The 16,461-nt window shown below is 73.4% G+C and carries 16 protein-coding genes; 11 read left to right on the plus strand and 5 right to left on the minus strand.

Annotated elements, in window-relative coordinates; translation table 11 throughout:
• Positions 1-8: 8 nt before the first annotated feature.
• On the minus strand, positions 9-1,508 hold the full coding sequence (locus IE275_RS08015) for an FAD-dependent monooxygenase (RefSeq protein ID WP_189709150.1): 1,500 nt from the start codon (positions 1,506-1,508) through the stop codon (positions 9-11).
• A gap of 128 nt (positions 1,509-1,636) precedes the next feature.
• Here IE275_RS08015 and IE275_RS08020 point away from each other — a divergent pair, with 128 nt between their 5' ends.
• Complete coding sequence (locus IE275_RS08020; protein ID WP_189709152.1) at positions 1,637-2,248, plus strand: TetR/AcrR family transcriptional regulator; 612 nt, start codon at positions 1,637-1,639, stop codon at positions 2,246-2,248.
• 182 nt (positions 2,249-2,430) lie between these two features.
• On the opposite strand, the gene IE275_RS08025 is transcribed toward IE275_RS08020, so the two are convergent.
• The 3 genes from IE275_RS08025 to IE275_RS08035 form a co-directional block, all read right to left on the minus strand.
• Complete coding sequence (locus IE275_RS08025) at positions 2,431-2,688, minus strand: hypothetical protein (RefSeq protein WP_189709154.1); 258 nt, start codon at positions 2,686-2,688, stop codon at positions 2,431-2,433.
• 73 nt (positions 2,689-2,761) lie between these two features.
• A complete protein-coding gene (gene malQ, locus IE275_RS08030; protein ID WP_189709156.1) occupies positions 2,762-4,828 on the minus strand; it encodes a 4-alpha-glucanotransferase in 2,067 nt (688 codons plus the stop codon).
• The gene (locus tag IE275_RS08035; RefSeq protein ID WP_189709158.1) at positions 4,829-5,035 is read right to left on the minus strand and encodes a hypothetical protein; all 207 of its coding nucleotides are present in this window, start codon (positions 5,033-5,035) and stop codon (positions 4,829-4,831) included.
• Between the two features lie 221 nt (positions 5,036-5,256).
• On the opposite strand from IE275_RS08035, the gene IE275_RS08040 reads away from it, so the two are divergent.
• The 5 genes from IE275_RS08040 to IE275_RS08060 are packed head-to-tail and all read left to right on the plus strand — an operon-like array spanning position 5,257 to position 9,713.
• Positions 5,257-5,832 carry an RNA polymerase sigma factor gene (locus IE275_RS08040; RefSeq protein ID WP_189709160.1) on the plus strand — a complete coding sequence of 192 codons (576 nt, stop codon included), beginning with the start codon at positions 5,257-5,259 and terminating at the stop codon, positions 5,830-5,832.
• On the plus strand, positions 5,829-6,986 hold the full coding sequence (locus IE275_RS08045) for a zf-HC2 domain-containing protein (RefSeq protein ID WP_189709162.1): 1,158 nt from the start codon (positions 5,829-5,831) through the stop codon (positions 6,984-6,986). Before IE275_RS08040 ends, IE275_RS08045 begins: the two co-directional genes overlap by 4 nt.
• On the plus strand, positions 6,983-7,789 hold the full coding sequence (locus tag IE275_RS08050) for an ABC transporter ATP-binding protein (protein WP_189709164.1): 807 nt from the start codon (positions 6,983-6,985) through the stop codon (positions 7,787-7,789). Before IE275_RS08045 ends, IE275_RS08050 begins: the two co-directional genes overlap by 4 nt.
• Complete coding sequence (locus IE275_RS08055; RefSeq protein ID WP_189709166.1) at positions 7,786-9,114, plus strand: hypothetical protein; 1,329 nt, start codon at positions 7,786-7,788, stop codon at positions 9,112-9,114. Before IE275_RS08050 ends, IE275_RS08055 begins: the two co-directional genes overlap by 4 nt.
• Entirely contained in the window at positions 9,111-9,713 is a 603-nt protein-coding gene (locus IE275_RS08060; RefSeq protein WP_189709167.1) for a hypothetical protein, read from the plus strand. Before IE275_RS08055 ends, IE275_RS08060 begins: the two co-directional genes overlap by 4 nt.
• Positions 9,714-9,890: 177 nt before the next feature.
• Here the strand turns inward: IE275_RS08060 and IE275_RS08065 are convergent, their stop codons facing one another.
• Complete coding sequence (locus IE275_RS08065) at positions 9,891-10,427, minus strand: HNH endonuclease (protein ID WP_189709169.1); 537 nt, start codon at positions 10,425-10,427, stop codon at positions 9,891-9,893.
• 314 nt (positions 10,428-10,741) lie between these two features.
• Between IE275_RS08065 and IE275_RS08070 the strand changes: the two genes are divergently transcribed.
• From IE275_RS08070 to IE275_RS08090, 5 genes are all read left to right on the plus strand, one after another.
• Positions 10,742-11,848, plus strand: coding sequence for a mechanosensitive ion channel family protein (locus IE275_RS08070; RefSeq protein WP_189709171.1), 1,107 nt, complete (start codon positions 10,742-10,744; stop codon positions 11,846-11,848).
• A gap of 136 nt (positions 11,849-11,984) precedes the next feature.
• The gene (locus tag IE275_RS08075; protein ID WP_189709173.1) at positions 11,985-12,611 is read left to right on the plus strand and encodes a Uma2 family endonuclease; all 627 of its coding nucleotides are present in this window, start codon (positions 11,985-11,987) and stop codon (positions 12,609-12,611) included.
• Between the two features lie 119 nt (positions 12,612-12,730).
• Positions 12,731-13,564, plus strand: coding sequence for a hypothetical protein (locus IE275_RS08080; protein ID WP_189709175.1), 834 nt, complete (start codon positions 12,731-12,733; stop codon positions 13,562-13,564).
• A 239-nt stretch (positions 13,565-13,803) separates the two neighbouring features.
• Positions 13,804-15,015: an ROK family transcriptional regulator gene (locus IE275_RS08085; RefSeq protein ID WP_189709177.1), complete on the plus strand. Its 1,212-nt coding sequence runs from the start codon at positions 13,804-13,806 to the stop codon at positions 15,013-15,015.
• A 94-nt stretch (positions 15,016-15,109) separates the two neighbouring features.
• Positions 15,110-16,459: an ABC transporter substrate-binding protein gene (locus IE275_RS08090; protein WP_189709179.1), complete on the plus strand. Its 1,350-nt coding sequence runs from the start codon at positions 15,110-15,112 to the stop codon at positions 16,457-16,459.
• Positions 16,460-16,461: the final 2 nt, after the last annotated feature.

Raw genomic sequence — 16,461 nt, forward strand, 5'->3', positions numbered from 1 at the left:
GCCCTCCTTCAGCCCAGGTGTGCGGCGAGCGCCGCCTCGACCGCCGCCGCGTCCGCACTGTCGGCCGCCCAGGCCACATACCCGTCGGGCCGCACCAGCAGGGCCGTACGGCGGTCGCTCGCCCAGCGCTCCGCCGCGAGGCGGTCCTTGCGGGCGGCACCCGCCGCCTCGTACGCCTCCGGGGTGATGAGGACGAACCGGCCGCCGCGCAGGGCCTCGTGGAGACGGCCGCCGCCGGCCAGCGCCACGTCCGGGACACGGGTGCCGGTGAGGCGGTGGGCGCCACGGGGTGCGGGGTAGCGGTAGCCGATGCCGGTGATCCGGCCGAGCGCGCGGCGGCGGGCGGGGGCGGCCACGCCGAGGAAGGCGGTGAGGGCGCCGCGCAGGGCCAGGGTCCAGGGCCGCTTGGCCATCGCCAGGCGGACGATGCCGCCGCTGCTGCGGAGCACCGCCTTGCCGACGGGGTGGCGTTCGGCCTGGTAGGTGTCGAGGAGTTCCGGGCGCGCGTGGCCGTGGAGCACCTGGGCGAGCTTCCAGCCGAGGTTGGCGGCGTCCTGGAGGCCGGTGTTCATGCCCTGGCCGCCGGCCGGGGTGTGCACGTGCGCGGCGTCCCCGGCCAGGAAGACACGGCCGACGCGGTAGGCGGGCGCCTGGCGTTCGTCGCTGTGGAAGCGGGACATCCAGCGGGCGTCGTACATGCCGAAGTCCCGGCCGAGGGCGAGGCGGGTGACCTCCTTGACCTCGTCGAGGCCGAGGGGCTCGCTGTCGGCGACGTTCCGGGCGCGGTTCCAGCCGATCACCCGGTAGTAGCCGTCACCGAAGGGCGCCAGGAAGGCGAAGGCGTCGCCGGCGGTGTTCACGGTGAGCAGCGACTCGGGCTCCTGCGCGAGCCGGACGTCCGCGAGGACGACGGAACGGATGACCGAACGGCCCGGGAAGGGCAGCCCGATCGCGTTCCGCACGGCGCTGCGCATGCCGTCGGTGCCGACGACGTACGCGGCCCGCAGCTCCTCGGTCTCCCCGGCCGCCGTGCGGACGGTGACGGTCGCACCGTCGGCGTCCTGGGCCAGTCCCGTGACCTCGGACTCGTACCGGAACACCACCCCCGCCTCCGTCGCCCGCCGGTGCAGGGCCTTCTCCACCTCGTACTGCGGGATCACGAGGAGGTGGTTGAAGCGGGAGGGGAGTGTGTCGAGGGCGAGGGTGAGGCGGCCGAAGAGCCGCAGACGGTCGAGGGGGCGGCCGGCCTCCTCGAGGCCGTCGGCGAGGCCGCGGGCGTCGAGCTGCTCCAGGGTGCGGGCGTGCAGGACGAAGGCGCGGGAGAGGTTGCTGAGGTGGTGCGGGCGCTTCTCGACGAGCGTGACGGGGACGCCGGCGTCGGCGAGGTCACCGGCCAGGAGGAGGCCGGTGGGGCCGGAGCCGACGACGATCACGTTGCCGGTGATACCGGTGATACCGGTGGCGCCCGTGGTGCCCGTGGTGCCCGTGGTGCCCGTGGTGCCGGTCATTTTGGCCTCCTGAATGCCAACGCTTGTTGGTCAACATGTGTTGGTCAACGCTTGTTGGCAACGGTAGGACACCCACCCGGGGTCGTCAACACTTGTTGGCCAACACATGTTGGCCTACGCTCGTCGGCATGAACGGCAGTGACAGCAGCACCACAGACTCCGCTTCCGGCACCGGCACCGGCCGCCGCCGCTCCGAGGCCACCCGCGACGCGATCCTCACCGCCGCCCGCGAACGCTTCGCCTCCGACGGCTACGAGCGGGCCACCATCCGGGCCGTCGCCAAGGACGCCGGCATCGACCCCTCCATGGTCATGCGCTACTACGGCAACAAGGAGGGCCTGTTCGCGGCGGCCGTCACCGTCGACCTGAAACTGCCCGACCTCACCGCACTCCCCCGCGAGGAGCTCGGCCGCGCCCTCGTCACCCATTTCCTCGACATGTGGGAGGAGAACGAGGTGCTCACCGCGCTCCTCCGGGTCGGCGTGACCAACGACGCCGGCGCCGAGCGCATGCAGGCCATCTTCCGCGCCCAGCTCCTCCCGACGGCCCACGCGGTCTGCCCGGACCCCGAACAGGTCCCGACCCGGGCGGCCCTGTGCGCCACCCAGCTCCTCGGCCTGGCCCTCACCCGCTACGTCCTGCGCCTCCCCCCGGCGGTGACCCTGCCCCGCGAGGAGGCGGTGGCCTGGCTGGCCCCGACGATCCAGCGCTACCTGACGGCGGCGCACCCGGCTGCCTGACCCACCGCCCCCGGACGGCCCCGGACAGCCCCGGACGGCCCCCGCCGGCGGGAGACCGGGTTCCGGCCCGCGCGACCCGGCGCACACGAAAAAAGGCGCCACCTCCGTCGCCGTACGACGCGAGGTGCGCGTACAGCGGTGGGGGCGGCGCCTTCAGGAGGCGTGCGGTCGGGTGGGAGGCGTCAGGCCTTTGCCTTCGGCTTGTGCACGCGGTGCTCGGGGCTGGACTTGTCGAGGACCATCACCAGGCCGGTGATGACCGCGAAGATCACGATCGGGAGCACGACGAAGAGGCCCAGCGTGTCGACGACACTCAGGCCCGTGCCGGGGTCGTCGCCGTCGTCGCGGGTGAGCGCGAGCGCGGGGGACGACATGAGCAGCATCATCAGCGTCGTACCGGCAGCCAGGGCGCCGGCGCGCAGGGCGTTCTTCTTGTCCACAGAGCAAAAGTAGCGAACGCCCGGAAGAGCCGCGCGCCCGGGGTGCCCGTACGGGGTCCGGGCCGCTCCCGGCCTACCCCGGCGGGGCCTCCCGCAGGACGTCGACGAGGGCGTGCAGCCGCGGTGAGGCGGTCAGTTCCTCCAGGCTCACCGGGCGGCCGTCCGGGTCGGCGATCGGCAGACGCCAGTTCGGGTACTGGTCCCAGGTGCCGGGGAGGTTCTGCGGGCGGCGGTCGCCGACGCCGTCCGGGAGCCAGACGCCGACCATGCGGGCGGGCGTGCTCCGCAGGAACCGGTGGACGGCCTGGACCTCGGCCTCCTCGGAGGAGGAGTCACCGCCGCCGGCCCGGCCGGCCAGCAGCCCGAGCCGGCTGAGCAGCGCCAGCCACTCCCCCGCGTCGGCGGCGGCCTCGGCCCGTTCCTCCTCGACGGCGCGGGTCAGCAGGCCCAGCCGGTCGCGGAGTTCGACGTGTTCGCCGGTGAGACGGGCGGCGGTGGACGGCAGGTCGTGGGTGGTGGCGGTGGCCAGGCAGTCGGCACGCCAGTGGTCCGGGGGCAGCGGGCGGCCGTCGCCGCCCCAGTCCCGTTCGAACCACAGCACGGACGTGCCGAGCACCCCGCGCTCGCGCAGCGCCTCGCGCACACCGGGCTCGACGGTGCCCAGGTCCTCGCCGATCACCGTCGCGCCGGCCCGGGAGGCCTCCAGCACCAGGACGGCGAGCATGGCCTCGGCGTCGTACCGGACGTACGTGCCCTCGGTGGGCGGTTCTCCCTGCGGGACCCACCACAGCCGGAACAGGCCCATGACGTGGTCGACGCGCAGCGCGCCCGCGTACCGGAACAGGCCCCTGAGCAGCCGTCGGTACGGGGCGTAGCCGAACTCGGCGAGCCGGTCCGGGCGCCAGGGCGGCAGGCCCCAGTCCTGGCCGCGCGCGTTGAAGGCGTCCGGCGGGGCGCCCACCGACATCCCGGCGGCGAAGTACTCCTGCTGCGCCCAGGCGTCCGCGCCCTGGGGGTGCACGCCGACGGCGAGGTCGTGCACGACACCGACCGGCATCCCCGCCTCGCGGGCGGCGCGCTGGGCGGCGGTGAGCTGGGCGTCGGTGAGCCAGGCGAGACGGGAGTGGAAGTCGACACGGTCCATCAGTTCCCGGCGGGCGCCGGCCGTCTCGGCGGACCGGGGGTCGCGCAGCCCCTGCGGCCAGCCGTTCCACTCGGGGCCGTGCACCTCGGCGAGCGCGCACCAGGTGGCGTGGTCCTCCAGGGCCTGGCCCTGCTCGGCGAGGAAGTCGCAGTAGGCGGCGCGCCGGCCGGGGCCGAGGGGCACCCGGGCGACGAGTTCCAGCGCCTCCCGCTTCAGCGCCCACACCGCGTCCCGGTCGATCAGCTCGCCCTTCTCCAGCACGGCCTCGCGCAGCCGCCCGGCCCGCTGCGCGAGGGCACGCGCGCCGGGGTCGGCGTAGGCGAACTCGGGCACGTCCTCGACGCGCAGATGCACCGGGTCGGGGAAGCGGCGGGAGGACGGCCGGTACGGGGACGGATCGGTCGGCGCGCCCGGCACGCTCGCGTGCAACGGGTTGACCTGCACGAACCCCGCCCCGAGGGTCCGCCCGGCCCAGCTCGCCAGCTCCCCCAGATCACCGAGGTCGCCCATGCCCCAGGAGCGCCGGGAGAGGAGCGAGTAGAGCTGGACGAGGAGTCCGTACGAGCGGGACGCGGGCGCGGGCAGCCGGGGCGGGGCCACGACGAGGTGCACGCGCGCGGTGCGGCCGTCGGGTGCCGTGGCGGTCAACCGGTGCACCCCGTGCGGGAGTTCCTCCACCCCTTCCCGGGTCTCCCCCCGCTCGGTCTCGACCCGCAGGCCGGTGCCCTCGGGGAGGGCGGCGAGCGCCTCGCACGGGCTGCCGCTCCAGCACACCACGGTCGGCGGCAGCAGCCGCTCGCGCAGCTCCGCCTCCCTGGCCGCGAGCGCGGCCCGCACGGCCTCCGGGCCGCTCGCGTCGACACCGAGCGCGGCCAGGACACGGGTGACCGCGGTCGCCGAGGCGGTGACCGTACGGTCCGGGGACGGCTGGTAGGAGACGGCCACGCCGTGCAGCGCGGCCAGCCGGGCGAGGTCCTCGCCGAGGGGTGCGGTCATCTACGGCCTCGTGGAGTCGGAGTCCGCGGCGGCGAGCGGCGGTTCGCTGGTGAGCGGCTCGGCGTCGGGCAGCGGCGGCTCACTGGTGAGCGGCGCCTCGGCGCAGGAGCCCTCGGCACTGAAGCCGCACAGGTGGGGCTCCGCGAAGGGGGCTTCGAGGGTGGCGGACGGGTCCGCCGGGCGTTTGGAGTGGGCCGGTGCGATCACGGTGGCTCCTTGTCGCGTGGGGGGACGGGTTACCGCAGCCCTACCCAGCGGACGCGACGGCAGACGTCCGGGGCATCGACCGTGCGCATCTCGCCACATTCCCCACCTCGACATTTCTCGCGAAAGCAACTTGTCGCACCTTATCGGCCACACGCGCCCCCGGGCCGTGAACCGGCGGCGCGCGGCCGTCCGACAGAGAGGGTGTGAGACGGTTCCGCCCCATGAGGGGCCACGGGGAGAGCGCCACGGACGCGGCACTGCTGCGGGCCGTGGCGGACGGCGACGCCACGGCGCTGGCCACGCTGTACGACCGGCACGCCGGCTGGCTGCACGCGCGGCTGGCCCGGCGCTGCGCGGACACCGAGGTGGTCAGGGAGGTGTTGCAGGACACCTTCGTGACGGTGTGGCGGTCGGCGGGCGGTCACCGCGGCGGGGAGGCGGGCGGCTGGCTGTGGACCATCGCCGCCCGGCGGCTCGTCGACGCGCGGCGGGCGCAGGAGCGCGTGGCGCGGGTCGGGACGGCGCCGGCCCCGGAGGCCGTCCCCGTCGAGTCCGCCGAGGAACGGGTGCTGGCCGGGCTGGAGTTCGGCGACGTCGGCACCGCCCTCGGCCGGATCTCGCCCGAGCTGCGGGAGGTGCTGCGCGCGACCGTGGTCGACGGGCTCACCACCCGGGAGACGGCCCGGCTGCTCGGCATCCCCGAAGGCACGGTCAAGACCCGGGCGATGCGGGCCCGCGCCGAACTCCGCGCGGCCCTGGCCCAGTTGAACCCCACACCGGCGGGAGGCCCGGCGTGAACGCATCCTCGTGGCACACCGACGACACCCTCGCCGCCCGCTATGCCGACGGCACCCTGCCCGACTCCGACGCCTGGTCCCTGGAGAAGCACCTGGAGCAGTGCGGGACGTGCGCGACCCGCGTCTCCCGGGCGGTGGCGAGGACCGGCACGGCGACGGTCCTGGCAGAGGTACGAGAGGCCGTCCTGGCGGAGGCACGGGGGGCCGTCCCGGCGAAGGCACGGGGGGCCGTCCCGGCGAAGGCACGGGGGGCCGTCCCGGCGAAGGCACGGGGGGCCGTCCCGGCGAAGGCACGGGGGGCCGTCCCGGCGAAGGCGGCCGAAGTGGCCGGACCCGCGCCCCTGCCGACGCCGGTCGCGCGGCCCGCCGTCCCGGCGCCCCGTACCCACGGCGCCCGCCTCTGGTCCTCCCGCACCGGCGGACCCCGCGCCTCCGCCCCGGCCCGCCCCCTCCGCCCCTTCCGCTCCGCCCGCACCGGCGGGCCGGGCGGCACCTCCGCGCTCGCCCGCGTCCTCTGGGCCGCGGGGCCCGCCGTGCGCGGTGCCTGGCTGGTCGCCGTCGTCGTCGTGGCGGTCGGGGCCGTCGGGCTCGCGTACGGGGCCGGGGTCGGCGGAGTGCGCCCGCTGCTGCTGGCGGTCGCGCCGCTCGTGCCGGTCGCCGGGGTCGCCCTGTCCTACGGGCGGCACGCCGATCCGCTGTACGAGATCGTCGCCTCGACCCCGTCCGGCGGGCTCCGGCTGGTACTGACCCGGACGGCCGCCGTGCTCGGGGTCAGCCTGCCGCTGCTGACCCTCGCCGGTCTGCTGCTGCCCGCGTCGGGCGCCCCCGGGGCGGCCGCCTGGCTGCTGCCGGGCCTCGCGCTGACGCTGGCCTCGCTGGCCCTGGCCGGTTACCTCGGCCCCCGGGCCGCGACCGCGGTGACCGGCGGCGGCTGGCTCGTGGCCGTCCTCGTCCCGGCCCTGGCCGGACCCGGCGCGGCACCCCTCGCCCGCCTGGCCGCCCCCGGCGACACCCTCGTCGTCCGCCTCACCGAACAGCTCTCGCGCTGCCTCGACGGCCCGCTCGCGCAGGGCGCGTGGGCGGCCGCGGCCGTGCTCTGCGCGGCCCTGCTGGCCGTCCGCCGCTCCGCCTACGACCGGCTGGACCGGCGATGACCCCCTCTTCGGGAACGTCTGGAGACCTCTTGAGCACGATACGAGTGACCGGTCTGCACGTCCGGCACCGCAGAACCGTCGCCCTCGACACCGTCGATCTCGCCCTGGGCCGGGGCGTGCACGGTCTGCTCGGGCCGAACGGCGCCGGGAAGACCTCCCTGATCCGGGTGCTGTCCACGGTCGCGCGGCCCTCCGCCGGCCGGGTGGAGATCCTCGGCGAGGACGTCGGCGACCCCCGGCGGTGCGGCCCGGTCCGGGCCCGGCTCGGCTATCTGCCGCAGGAGTTCGGCTACTACCCGGGCTTCACGGTCAGCGAGTTCGTCGCGTACGTGGCCTGGCTGAAGGAACTGCCCGCCGCGGACACCCCGGCCGCCGTCGCCCGCGCCGTCGCGCGCGTCGGCCTCGCGGACCGCGCCGACGCGAAGGTGCGGACGCTCTCCGGCGGCATGATCCGCCGGGTCGGCATCGCCCAGGCCATCGTCAACGACCCCGACGTCCTGCTCCTCGACGAGCCGACCGCCGGCCTCGACCCCGAGCAGCGGGTGGAGTTCCGCGCGCTGCTGCGCGAACTGGGCGCCACCGCCACGGTGATCGTCTCCACCCACCTGGTGGAGGACGTGGCCGCCGCCTGCACGGAGGTGACCCTCCTGGACGCGGGCCGGGTCGCCTACCGCGGCACCCCCGCATCCCTGAGCGCCCTCGGCGAGCGGACCGGGCCGGACGGCATGGGCGACAACCCCATCGAGCGCGGCTACTCGGCGGCCCTGCGCGCCCACCGCACCGGTGCGGAGGCCCTGCGATGACCCTGGTGGAGACACCCCCCGCGCCCGTGCGGCACGCGCATCCCCTGCGCGCCGAGACCGTGCGCGGCTTCGCGCCCCTGGCCGGGGCGGCGGTCCTGCTGACCACGGCCGTCGTGCTGGGCGGCTCGGCCGACCGGTGGCAGGGCGGCTGGGCGGAGACCCGTACCGAACTGCACGACGCGCTGCTGGTCCTGCTCCCCCTCGCGGCGGCCGCCGGCTGCCGGCAGGGCGGGCGGGAGCGCCGGCGCCGTACCGAGGAGCTGTGGGGGACGGCCGTGCGCGGGCCGCTGGCCCGGTTCCTGGTGTCGGCGCTGCCCCTGGCGCTCTGGGTGGCCGCGGGATATCTGCTCGCCGTGGCCGGCGCGCTGCTGGCGACCTGGCCGTACGCCCGGGGCGACCGGCCGTATCTCGCGCTGCTGCCGGCGGACACGGTGGCGCTCGCGGCCGCGGCGGTGGCCGGGCAGGTGGTGGGGCGGCTGGTGACGTGGCGGCTGGCGCCACCGCTGCTGGCGACGGCCGGGTTCGTCGCGCTGGGCGTGTCGTTGTCGGCGCGCGAGAGCGCCGGACGTTTCCTGAACCCGGCCTTCCCGGTCGCCGTCGGCGAGGTCCCGGCCGGCTGGCAGCCGGTCGCGGCCATCGGGTGGACGGCGGGGCTCGTGGCGGCGGCCGTCCTGGCCCACGCGGCCCGCCGGCGGTACGCGGCGCTGCTGCCGCTGGCGGCCGCGGTCGCCGCGGGCGCGGTGCTGGTGACCGCGGGCGACGGGCCGTGGCGGACGAACCCGGCCGAGGGCCGCCAGGTCTGCGACACCTCGACCACGCCCCAGATCTGTGTGAACGCCCGCTACGGCGAGCTGTTGCCCCAGGTCACGGCCGCTCTGTCGCGGGTCACCGACCGTCTGGACGGCGTACGGAACCTGCCGGTCCGTTTCGAGGACCGGACCGGTGAGCCCCGCGCCGACGAGGTGCAGCTGCCGATGCTGACGCCGATCGGCTGGTCGATGGTGCGGGGACGGCTGACCGATCCGGAGCAGTACGCGTGGGAGGCGGTGGCGGCGCTCCAGCGCCGGGCGGACTGCGACGCGCTGGACCCGCGCGTGGGTCTCGCCGACGACGCCGTGGAGAACTACCTCGCGCCGAGCCCCGCGCGGGAGCAGTTCGACGCACTGGACGCGCGGGGCGACCAGGAAGAGCGTGACGACCTGGAGCGGCGCAGGGCGGCCCGGGCCCGGCTCCTGGCGATGGGCGAGGAGGAGCGCCGGGAGTGGCTGTCGGCGTACTTCGCGACGACGGGCTCCTGCGACTCGACGGAGGTGCCGGCCCTGTGAACGGAGTGCTGCTCTACGCCCGTTCCCGCGCCCTGCCGGTCACGCTGGCCGCGCTGGCCGGCACCACCGCCTTCGCGGTGTGGGCGGCGGACCGGATGGACACCTATCTGGACCCGCACCGGAAGCTGCCGCTCGTGGCGCTGGCCCCGCTGCTGGCCGCCGCCGTGATCGGCGGCAGCCTGCACACCGCGTCCGATGAGCTGGACCGTACGGCCGTACGCCCCTGGTGGCCCCGGCGGCAGGCCCAGCTGCTCGGTCTGACCGCCCTGGCGGCGGCCCTGCTGCCGCTCGCCGTGCTCGGGGACACGCCCGGCTTCGGCCCGCCGGCCATGATCCGCAATCTGCTGGGGTGTACGGGGATCACGGCGGCCGCGGCCGCCGTGCTGGGCGCCCGGCTGAGCTGGCTGCCGGCGTTCGGCTACGTCACCGCGGTGTACCTGGCGTCGGGCGGGGTGCGCGGGCGGGCGGTCACCGTGTGGGCGTGGCCGATGCAGCCGGGGCACGAGGCGGGGGCGTGGGCGGCCGCCGGGGGCGCGTTCCTGCTGGGCACGGTCCTGTACGTCGTACGGGGTGCGCGGCCGGAGGGACCGCGCGGCTGAGACCGCGCCCGCCGACCCTCGTACCCGGCCCCGCGTACCCGTACCCGCGACCGTGGCCGTACGCGTCCCCGCGACCGTCCTCGTGACCGGTGCGCGTCCCGAAGGGCCCCGTGGCAGGACCGGTCGGCCGGACCGGGTGGGCCGGCGGCGCCACGGGGCATGAAGAAGCCCGGATCGTCAGGCGGAGATGCCGTCGATCCGGGCCAGGGCGTCGTCCGCGCCGTACGGCTGCAAGTAGGGCAGCCAGCGCGGGTCCCTATGGCCGGTGCCGATGATGCGCCAGGCCAGGCCGGTGGGCGGAGCGGGTTTGTGCCGCAGCCGCCAGCCGATCTCGACGAGATGGCGGTCGGCCTTGACATGGTTGCAACGACGGCAGGACGCCACCACGTTGTCCCACACGTGCTTGCCCCCGCGGCTGCGCGGGATGACGTGGTCGACGCTGGTTGCGACGCCACCGCAGTACATGCACCGGCCCCCGTCCCGTGCGAAGAGCGCACGGCGGGTGAGAGGAACGGGCCCCCGATAGGGAACCCGGACGAATCGCTTCAGCCGGACCACGCTGGGTGCGGGGACTGTGACGGTGGCACTGTGCAGGAAGGCGCCGGATTCCTCGAGGGAGACGGCCTTGTTCTCCAGGACGAGGATGAGCGCGCGGCGGAGCGGTACGACGCCGAGGGGCTCGTACGACGCGTTGAGGACCAGGACATGCGGCACGGATGCCTCCTTGGGCGTCGGCGGCGCGTGGCTCGCGCCGGGACGATCTGAGGTCAGTCTCCCCTCTTGCCTGGTGGACGCGCCACCATGTCCCGGTAACGGGCTGGGAGTGTTTTCGACCACACCCCGATGCATCCCCAGGACCGTGGCCTGTTCAAGCACGCGTGAGGACCGTCTCTCCTTCCCGTATCTCGCCGAAGCACACACAATGCCCCGTTAGTGTGGTGGTCCTGCCCGTCCGGTGACCTTTTCGTGACCTTGAAGACCTTGACCACCGCACCGGGGGTGGACCGCTGCGCCTGGAGGTACCTGCCGTGTCCTTGTCCGCCGTCCTGATGGCCGCCGGCTCGTCGCCGTCCCCGACCCCCTCGGGGTCGCCGACCGTGACGGTCCCGACTCTCCAGGACGCCCAGGAGAGCGCGACGAACGCCGCCAGCTGGGTCGAGCAGAACTGGTCGACGTGGCTGGCGATCGGCCTGCGGGTGCTGCTGGTCCTGGTGATCGCGGTGGTGCTGAGAAAGTTCGTGCTGCGGGCGATCACCAAGCTCATAGACCGGATGAACCGGACCGTGGAGTCGGTCGACGGCAGCACCCTCGGCGGTCTGCTGGTCAACGCCGAACGGCGCCGTCAGCGGTCGCAGGCGATCGGCTCGGTGCTGCGCTCGGTGGCGAGCTTCCTGATCCTCGGCACCGCGGCCCTGATGGTCCTGGCCACCTTCGAGATCAACCTCGCCCCGCTGCTGGCGTCCGCCGGTGTCGCGGGCGTGGCGATCGGTTTCGGTGCCCGGAACCTGGTCACGGACTTCCTCTCCGGCGTGTTCATGATCCTGGAGGACCAGTACGGCGTCGGCGACCAGATCGACGCGGGCGTGGCCACCGGCGAGGTCATAGAGGTGGGCCTGCGCGTGACGAAGCTGCGCGGCGACAACGGCGAGATCTGGTACGTCCGCAACGGCGAGGTCAAGCGGATCGGCAACCTCTCGCAGGGCTGGGCGACGGCCGGGGTCGACGTGACCGTGAAGGCGTCCGAGGACCTCGACCGGGTCAAGGCCACACTGGACGAGGTCGCCGAGAAGATGAGCAAGGAAGAGCCCTGGAACGAGCTCCTGTGGAGCCCGATCGAGGTACTGGGCCTGGACAGCGTGCTCCTGGACTCGATGGTGGTCCGCGTCTCGGCCAAGACGATGCCCGGCAAGTCCCTCACGGTCGAACGCGAACTGCGCTGGCGCGTCAAGCGCGCCTTCGACGCGGCGGACATCCGCATCGTGGGCGGCGCGACGGTCCCTCCGGAGGAGGACCCGGACGTGGACCCGACGGCCTCCGTCGCGGCCCCGTCCGTCTACGCCAACACGGCGTCGCCGCAGGCACAGGCGGCCACCCCGCTCACGCCCGCGGCGGCTCCGGCAGCTCCGGTGAAGTAGGGGAACGGTTTCAGCACGCTCGTTCGAGTGAACGGCAGGGGCATTCGGCGCCGCGTGGTCGCCGGGTGCCCCATCGTTCTGCCGGGGCACCCAGCGCGGGCTTAGCCTGGCATCAGCGTGACGAGGAGAACCAGGGATGAGCGCCGAACCCATCATGGAGATGGTCATGACGGAGCAGGACCCCATCGATCTGTTGATCGCGTTCGAGGAGGCGTCCGTGGCGCCGATTCGACCCGAGTACGTCGAGGGGACGGTCATCGTGCCGCCGCAACCGAACCACGAACACAACCACGGCGCTTTCAAGCTCGCCGTCCAGTTCTTCACGGCAGGGCACGACTTGGCGGGAGTGGGCAACGGCTTTCGGGGCGCACACAAAGACGGCAGCACCATGGCTCTGGTCATCCCGGACTTCTACATCCTGCGCCGCCGCCCGACAGAACTCGATGAGGCCTACCGCAAGGCTCACAAGAGCTGGTACCCCATCGACATGATCGCCCTGGTCGGCGAGGTCACCTCGACCAATCACGCGATCGATACGGGTGCCAAGCTGGCCACGTACGCCGCCGTCGGCATCCCCGTCTACGTCCTGGTCAACCGCCACGCGGGAACGGTCCACTGCTACACGGATCCGGTCGTCCCCGGCGAAGACCCCACCGAGGCCTACTACGACACCGACACCAAGGTCGACCTCGGCGACGCGCTCCCCCTCCCGGCGCCCTACCCGACCCTGGACACGGCCCCGTTCCTCGAGGCCGACATTTAACGATCTTCACAGGCACCCCGCCATTCCCCCAGGTCACACCCACCCCCTATCGTCGCCCCCATAGCGGGCCCTTGTTCTGGAGCGCAACGCCCAGGGGCCCGGCTCGAATGTGGGGATACATGAGGAAGCTCGCCATAGGCACCGCCGTGTCCGGTGCCCTGGCTCTGGGGGTCCTGGCCGCGCCCGCCGCACAGGCGGCCTCGCCGGCGCTGACGTTCGCCGGTGTGACGGTCAACAAGGGGAAGGCGATCGTCGTCGGCACCACCGCCAAGGTGAAGGTGCCGGTCACCTACACGCTGACCCGTCCGGCCGATCTGACGATCGACTACAAGTCGAACTTCGCGGGTGTGCTGATCTACCGCGGATCGCTGAAGGACCAGGACAACTCGATCGAACCGGACGCCGCGCCGGTCTGCACCACGAAGGCCACCACCAGCACCACGGTGACCGAGTCGTGCACGGAGACGCTCGTCATCGACCCGTGGGACAGCCTCTACGAGGCCGCGGACGCCGGGACCTGGAAGGCCGCCGGGTTCTACGGCCACCTCGACCAGGACCTCGACGACTCCGACGACGAGATCAGCCTCGAGTACGGCTACTCGATGTGGGGCGGCCTCGGCACCCCGAAGGTCCAGCGCGCCGCCAAGGTGACCGTCAACGCCACCCCGGAGCCCGCGCGCGCCGGCAAGACGCTCACGGTCAAGGGCAAGCTGACCCGCGCCAACTGGGGATCCGGCACGTACACCGGCTACGCGGGCCAGAAGGTGACCCTTCAGTTCAAGGCCAAGGGCACCAGCACCTACAAGACGCTGAAGACGGTCACCACCGGCACCGGCGGCGCCCTCTCCACCACCACGAAGGCGACCAAGAGCGGCGCCTACCGCTTCGTCTTCGCCGGCACCTCCACCACCGCCGCCAAGTCGGCCGTCGGTGACTACGTCGAGGTGAAGTAGCCGCACGGGCCGGCCCACGGCCCGGCCCACGGGTGTCCCACCCACCGCCCCCGAGGTAACGACTCTGTTGCCTCGGGGGCGGTTTCCGTTTTCCTGCCTTGACGCCCGCTTCGCGCCGGGATTACCTTCCCTTCCAGCCGATAGGAAACTTTCCTAACAGTGGCCGGAGCGAACCGGAAGTGGACTCGCGTCCCGTGTCACTGAAAAGCTGGGCAGTTCAGAAAGGCAGGTGTCGACCCATGGCAGGAACCGCCGGTACGCCGGGCACCCCGCGCGTCCTGCGCGCCATGAACGACCGCGCCGCCCTCGACCTCCTCCTGGCGCACGGACCCCTGTCCCGCACCCGCATCGGCAAGCTCACCGGCCTGTCCAAGCCCACCGCCTCCCAGCTGCTGGCCCGGCTGGAGGCGGCGGGCCTGGTCCTGGCCACCGGCACCACCGAGGGCCGCCCCGGCCCCAACGCCCAGCTGTACGAGGTCGACCCGGCCGCCGGATACGCCGCCGGGCTCGACGTCACCCCCGAACGCGTCCTCGCCGCCGTCGCCGACATCACCGGCAGGACCGTGGGCACGTACGAGGTGCCGGCCCCCGCCAGAAAGGCCACCGGGGCCGTCGTACGGCAGGTCACCGAGGCCCTCGACGGCGCGGTGAAGGCCGCCGGCCTCACCCGGGACGACGTGCGCCGGCTCGTCGTCGCCACCCCCGGCGCCTTCGACCCCACCACCGGCCGGCTGCGCTACGCCTCCCACCTCCCCGGCTGGCACGCGCCGGCGCTGCTCGACGACCTCGCCGCAGCCCTGGCGATGCCGGTCGAGTACGAGAACGACGTCAACCTCGTCGCCGTCGCCGAACAACGGCTCGGCGCGGCCCGCGGCCACGAGGACTTCGTCCTCCTGTGGAACGAGGGCGGTCTCGGCGCCGCCCTGGTCCTCGGCGGCCGGCTGCACCGCGGCTGGACCGGCGGCGCGGGGGAGGTGGGTTTCCTGCCGGTTCCGGGAGCGCCGCTGGTCCGGCAGGTCACCAAGGCCAACAGTGGCGGCTACCAGGAGCTGGCCGGCTCCCAGGCCATCCCCCGGCTGGCCCGGGAACTCGGCATGAACGACGTCCCGTCCGGTCCGTACGCCGAGGCGGCCGCCACCCTCGTCGAACGGGCCGTCACCGAGGACACCGTCCTCGGCCGACTGCTGCTGGAGACGTACGCGACCCGGCTCGCCACCGGTCTCGCCTCCCTCGTCTCCGTGCTCGACCCCGAACTCGTCGTCCTCAGCGGCACCTCCCTGACGGTCGGCGGCGAGGTGCTGCGCGCCCTCGTCGAGGCCGAACTGGCGGAACTGGCCGCGTCCCGGCCCAAGCTGGTCATGGGCGACGTCACCGAACAACCCGTGCTGCGCGGCGCGCTGGAGAGCGCGCTGGCGGCCACCCGCGACGAGGTCTTCGACACCTCGCGCTGACGCGTCCCGCAGCGACTCCGCGACCCCCGCCGCCCCCTTCTCTTCACCGCATCTCACTCCACCTCGCCCCGTCCCGTCCCTGGGAGGTTCCGTCATGCCCACACGCATCCCCGAAGTGGTCCGAAAAGCGGCTTTCGCCCTTACCGCGTCCACCGCCCTCCTCCTCAGCACCACCGCCTGTACCGGCCAGTCCGCCACCGGCGCGGACGACGACGCGTCCAAGGAGACGACCCTCACCTTCTGGCACGCCTGGAGCGCGCCGAACGAGGTGAAGGCCGTGCAGGCGCTGGTCGACGGCTTCGAGAAGGCCCACCCGAACATCCATGTGAACGTCGTCGGCAACATGACCGACGACAAGATCAACCAGTCGCTGCGGGCGGGCGGCAGCAAGGCACCCGACGTCATCTCGTCCTTCACCACCAACAACGTCGGCAAGTTCTGCTCGTCGGGCGCGCTGATCGACCTCAACCCGTTCTTCGAGAAGTCGGACATCGACCCGGCCACCACCTTCCCGAAGGCGATGAACGAGTACACCCAGTACGACGGCAACCGCTGCGCCGCCCCGCTGCTGGGCGACGCCTACGGTCTCTACTACAACAAGACGGCGTTCGCGAAGGCCGGCATCACCGCCCCGCCGAAGACCTGGTCCGAGTTCGAGGCCGACGCCAAGAAGCTGACGATCGCCCAGGGCGACACGTACGAGCAGCTCGGCTTCATGCCGAACTACCACGGCTGGGAGACCACCACCGAGCACTACATGGGCCAGTTCGGGCCGACGTACTTCGACCGGGACGGCAAGTCGACCATCGCCACCGATCCGGCCGTGGCCTCCGCGTTCACCCTCCAGAAGAAGCTGGTCGACGCGCTCGGCGGCTTCAAGAAGCTGGAGAAGTACCGGTCCGGCCTCGGCGACGAGTGGGGCCCCAAGCACCCCTTCCAGACCGGCCAGGTGGCCATGCAGCTCGACGGTGAGTGGCGCCTGGGCATGGCGCTGGACACCAAGCCCGACTTCGAGATCGGCGTCGCGCCGCTGCCCGTCCCCGACGACCGGGCGGACCAGTACGGCAAGGGCTACATCACCGGCACCATCACCGGCATCGCCGCCACCAGCAAGAAGCAGAACGCGGCCTGGGAGTTCGTCAAGTACATCACCACGGACACGGACGCCGTGGTCGGCTTCTCCAACGCGATCCACAACGTCCCCTCCACCCTGGCGGCCCTGAAGTCCCCCGCCCTGAAGTACGACCCGCGCTTCAAGACCTTCCTGGACATCGCCGCGAACCCGCACTCGACCACCTCCCCGGCCTCGGTCAACGGCGGCGTCTACCTCACCACCGTCCAGCAGCTCGGCTACGACTACGAGAGCGGCAAGGTCACCGATCTGAAGGCCGGTCTGCAGAAGGCGGCCGACCAGATCGACACGGACATCGCGCAGGCGAAGTAGCG

The organism is Streptomyces phaeofaciens, from assembly GCF_014648915.1.
Lineage (GTDB): Bacteria > Actinomycetota > Actinomycetes > Streptomycetales > Streptomycetaceae > Streptomyces > Streptomyces phaeofaciens.

What these genes read in the sequence shown, in the direction of transcription:
- IE275_RS08050 (WP_189709164.1), top strand. Translation starts at nt 6,983, where the DNA reads ATGACCCCCTCTTCGGGAACGTCTGGAGACCTCTTGAGCACGATACGA.
- IE275_RS08080 (WP_189709175.1), top strand. Translation starts at nt 12,731, where the DNA reads ATGAGGAAGCTCGCCATAGGCACCGCCGTGTCCGGTGCCCTGGCTCTG.
- IE275_RS08055 (WP_189709166.1), top strand. Translation starts at nt 7,786, where the DNA reads ATGACCCTGGTGGAGACACCCCCCGCGCCCGTGCGGCACGCGCATCCC.
- IE275_RS08090 (WP_189709179.1), top strand. Translation starts at nt 15,110, where the DNA reads ATGCCCACACGCATCCCCGAAGTGGTCCGAAAAGCGGCTTTCGCCCTT.
- IE275_RS08075 (WP_189709173.1), top strand. Translation starts at nt 11,985, where the DNA reads ATGAGCGCCGAACCCATCATGGAGATGGTCATGACGGAGCAGGACCCC.
- IE275_RS08040 (WP_189709160.1), top strand. Translation starts at nt 5,257, where the DNA reads ATGAGGGGCCACGGGGAGAGCGCCACGGACGCGGCACTGCTGCGGGCC.
- malQ (WP_189709156.1), bottom strand. Translation starts at nt 4,828, where the DNA reads ATGACCGCACCCCTCGGCGAGGACCTCGCCCGGCTGGCCGCGCTGCAC.
- IE275_RS08015 (WP_189709150.1), bottom strand. Translation starts at nt 1,508, where the DNA reads ATGACCGGCACCACGGGCACCACGGGCACCACGGGCACCACGGGCGCC.
- IE275_RS08020 (WP_189709152.1), top strand. Translation starts at nt 1,637, where the DNA reads ATGAACGGCAGTGACAGCAGCACCACAGACTCCGCTTCCGGCACCGGC.
- IE275_RS08085 (WP_189709177.1), top strand. Translation starts at nt 13,804, where the DNA reads ATGGCAGGAACCGCCGGTACGCCGGGCACCCCGCGCGTCCTGCGCGCC.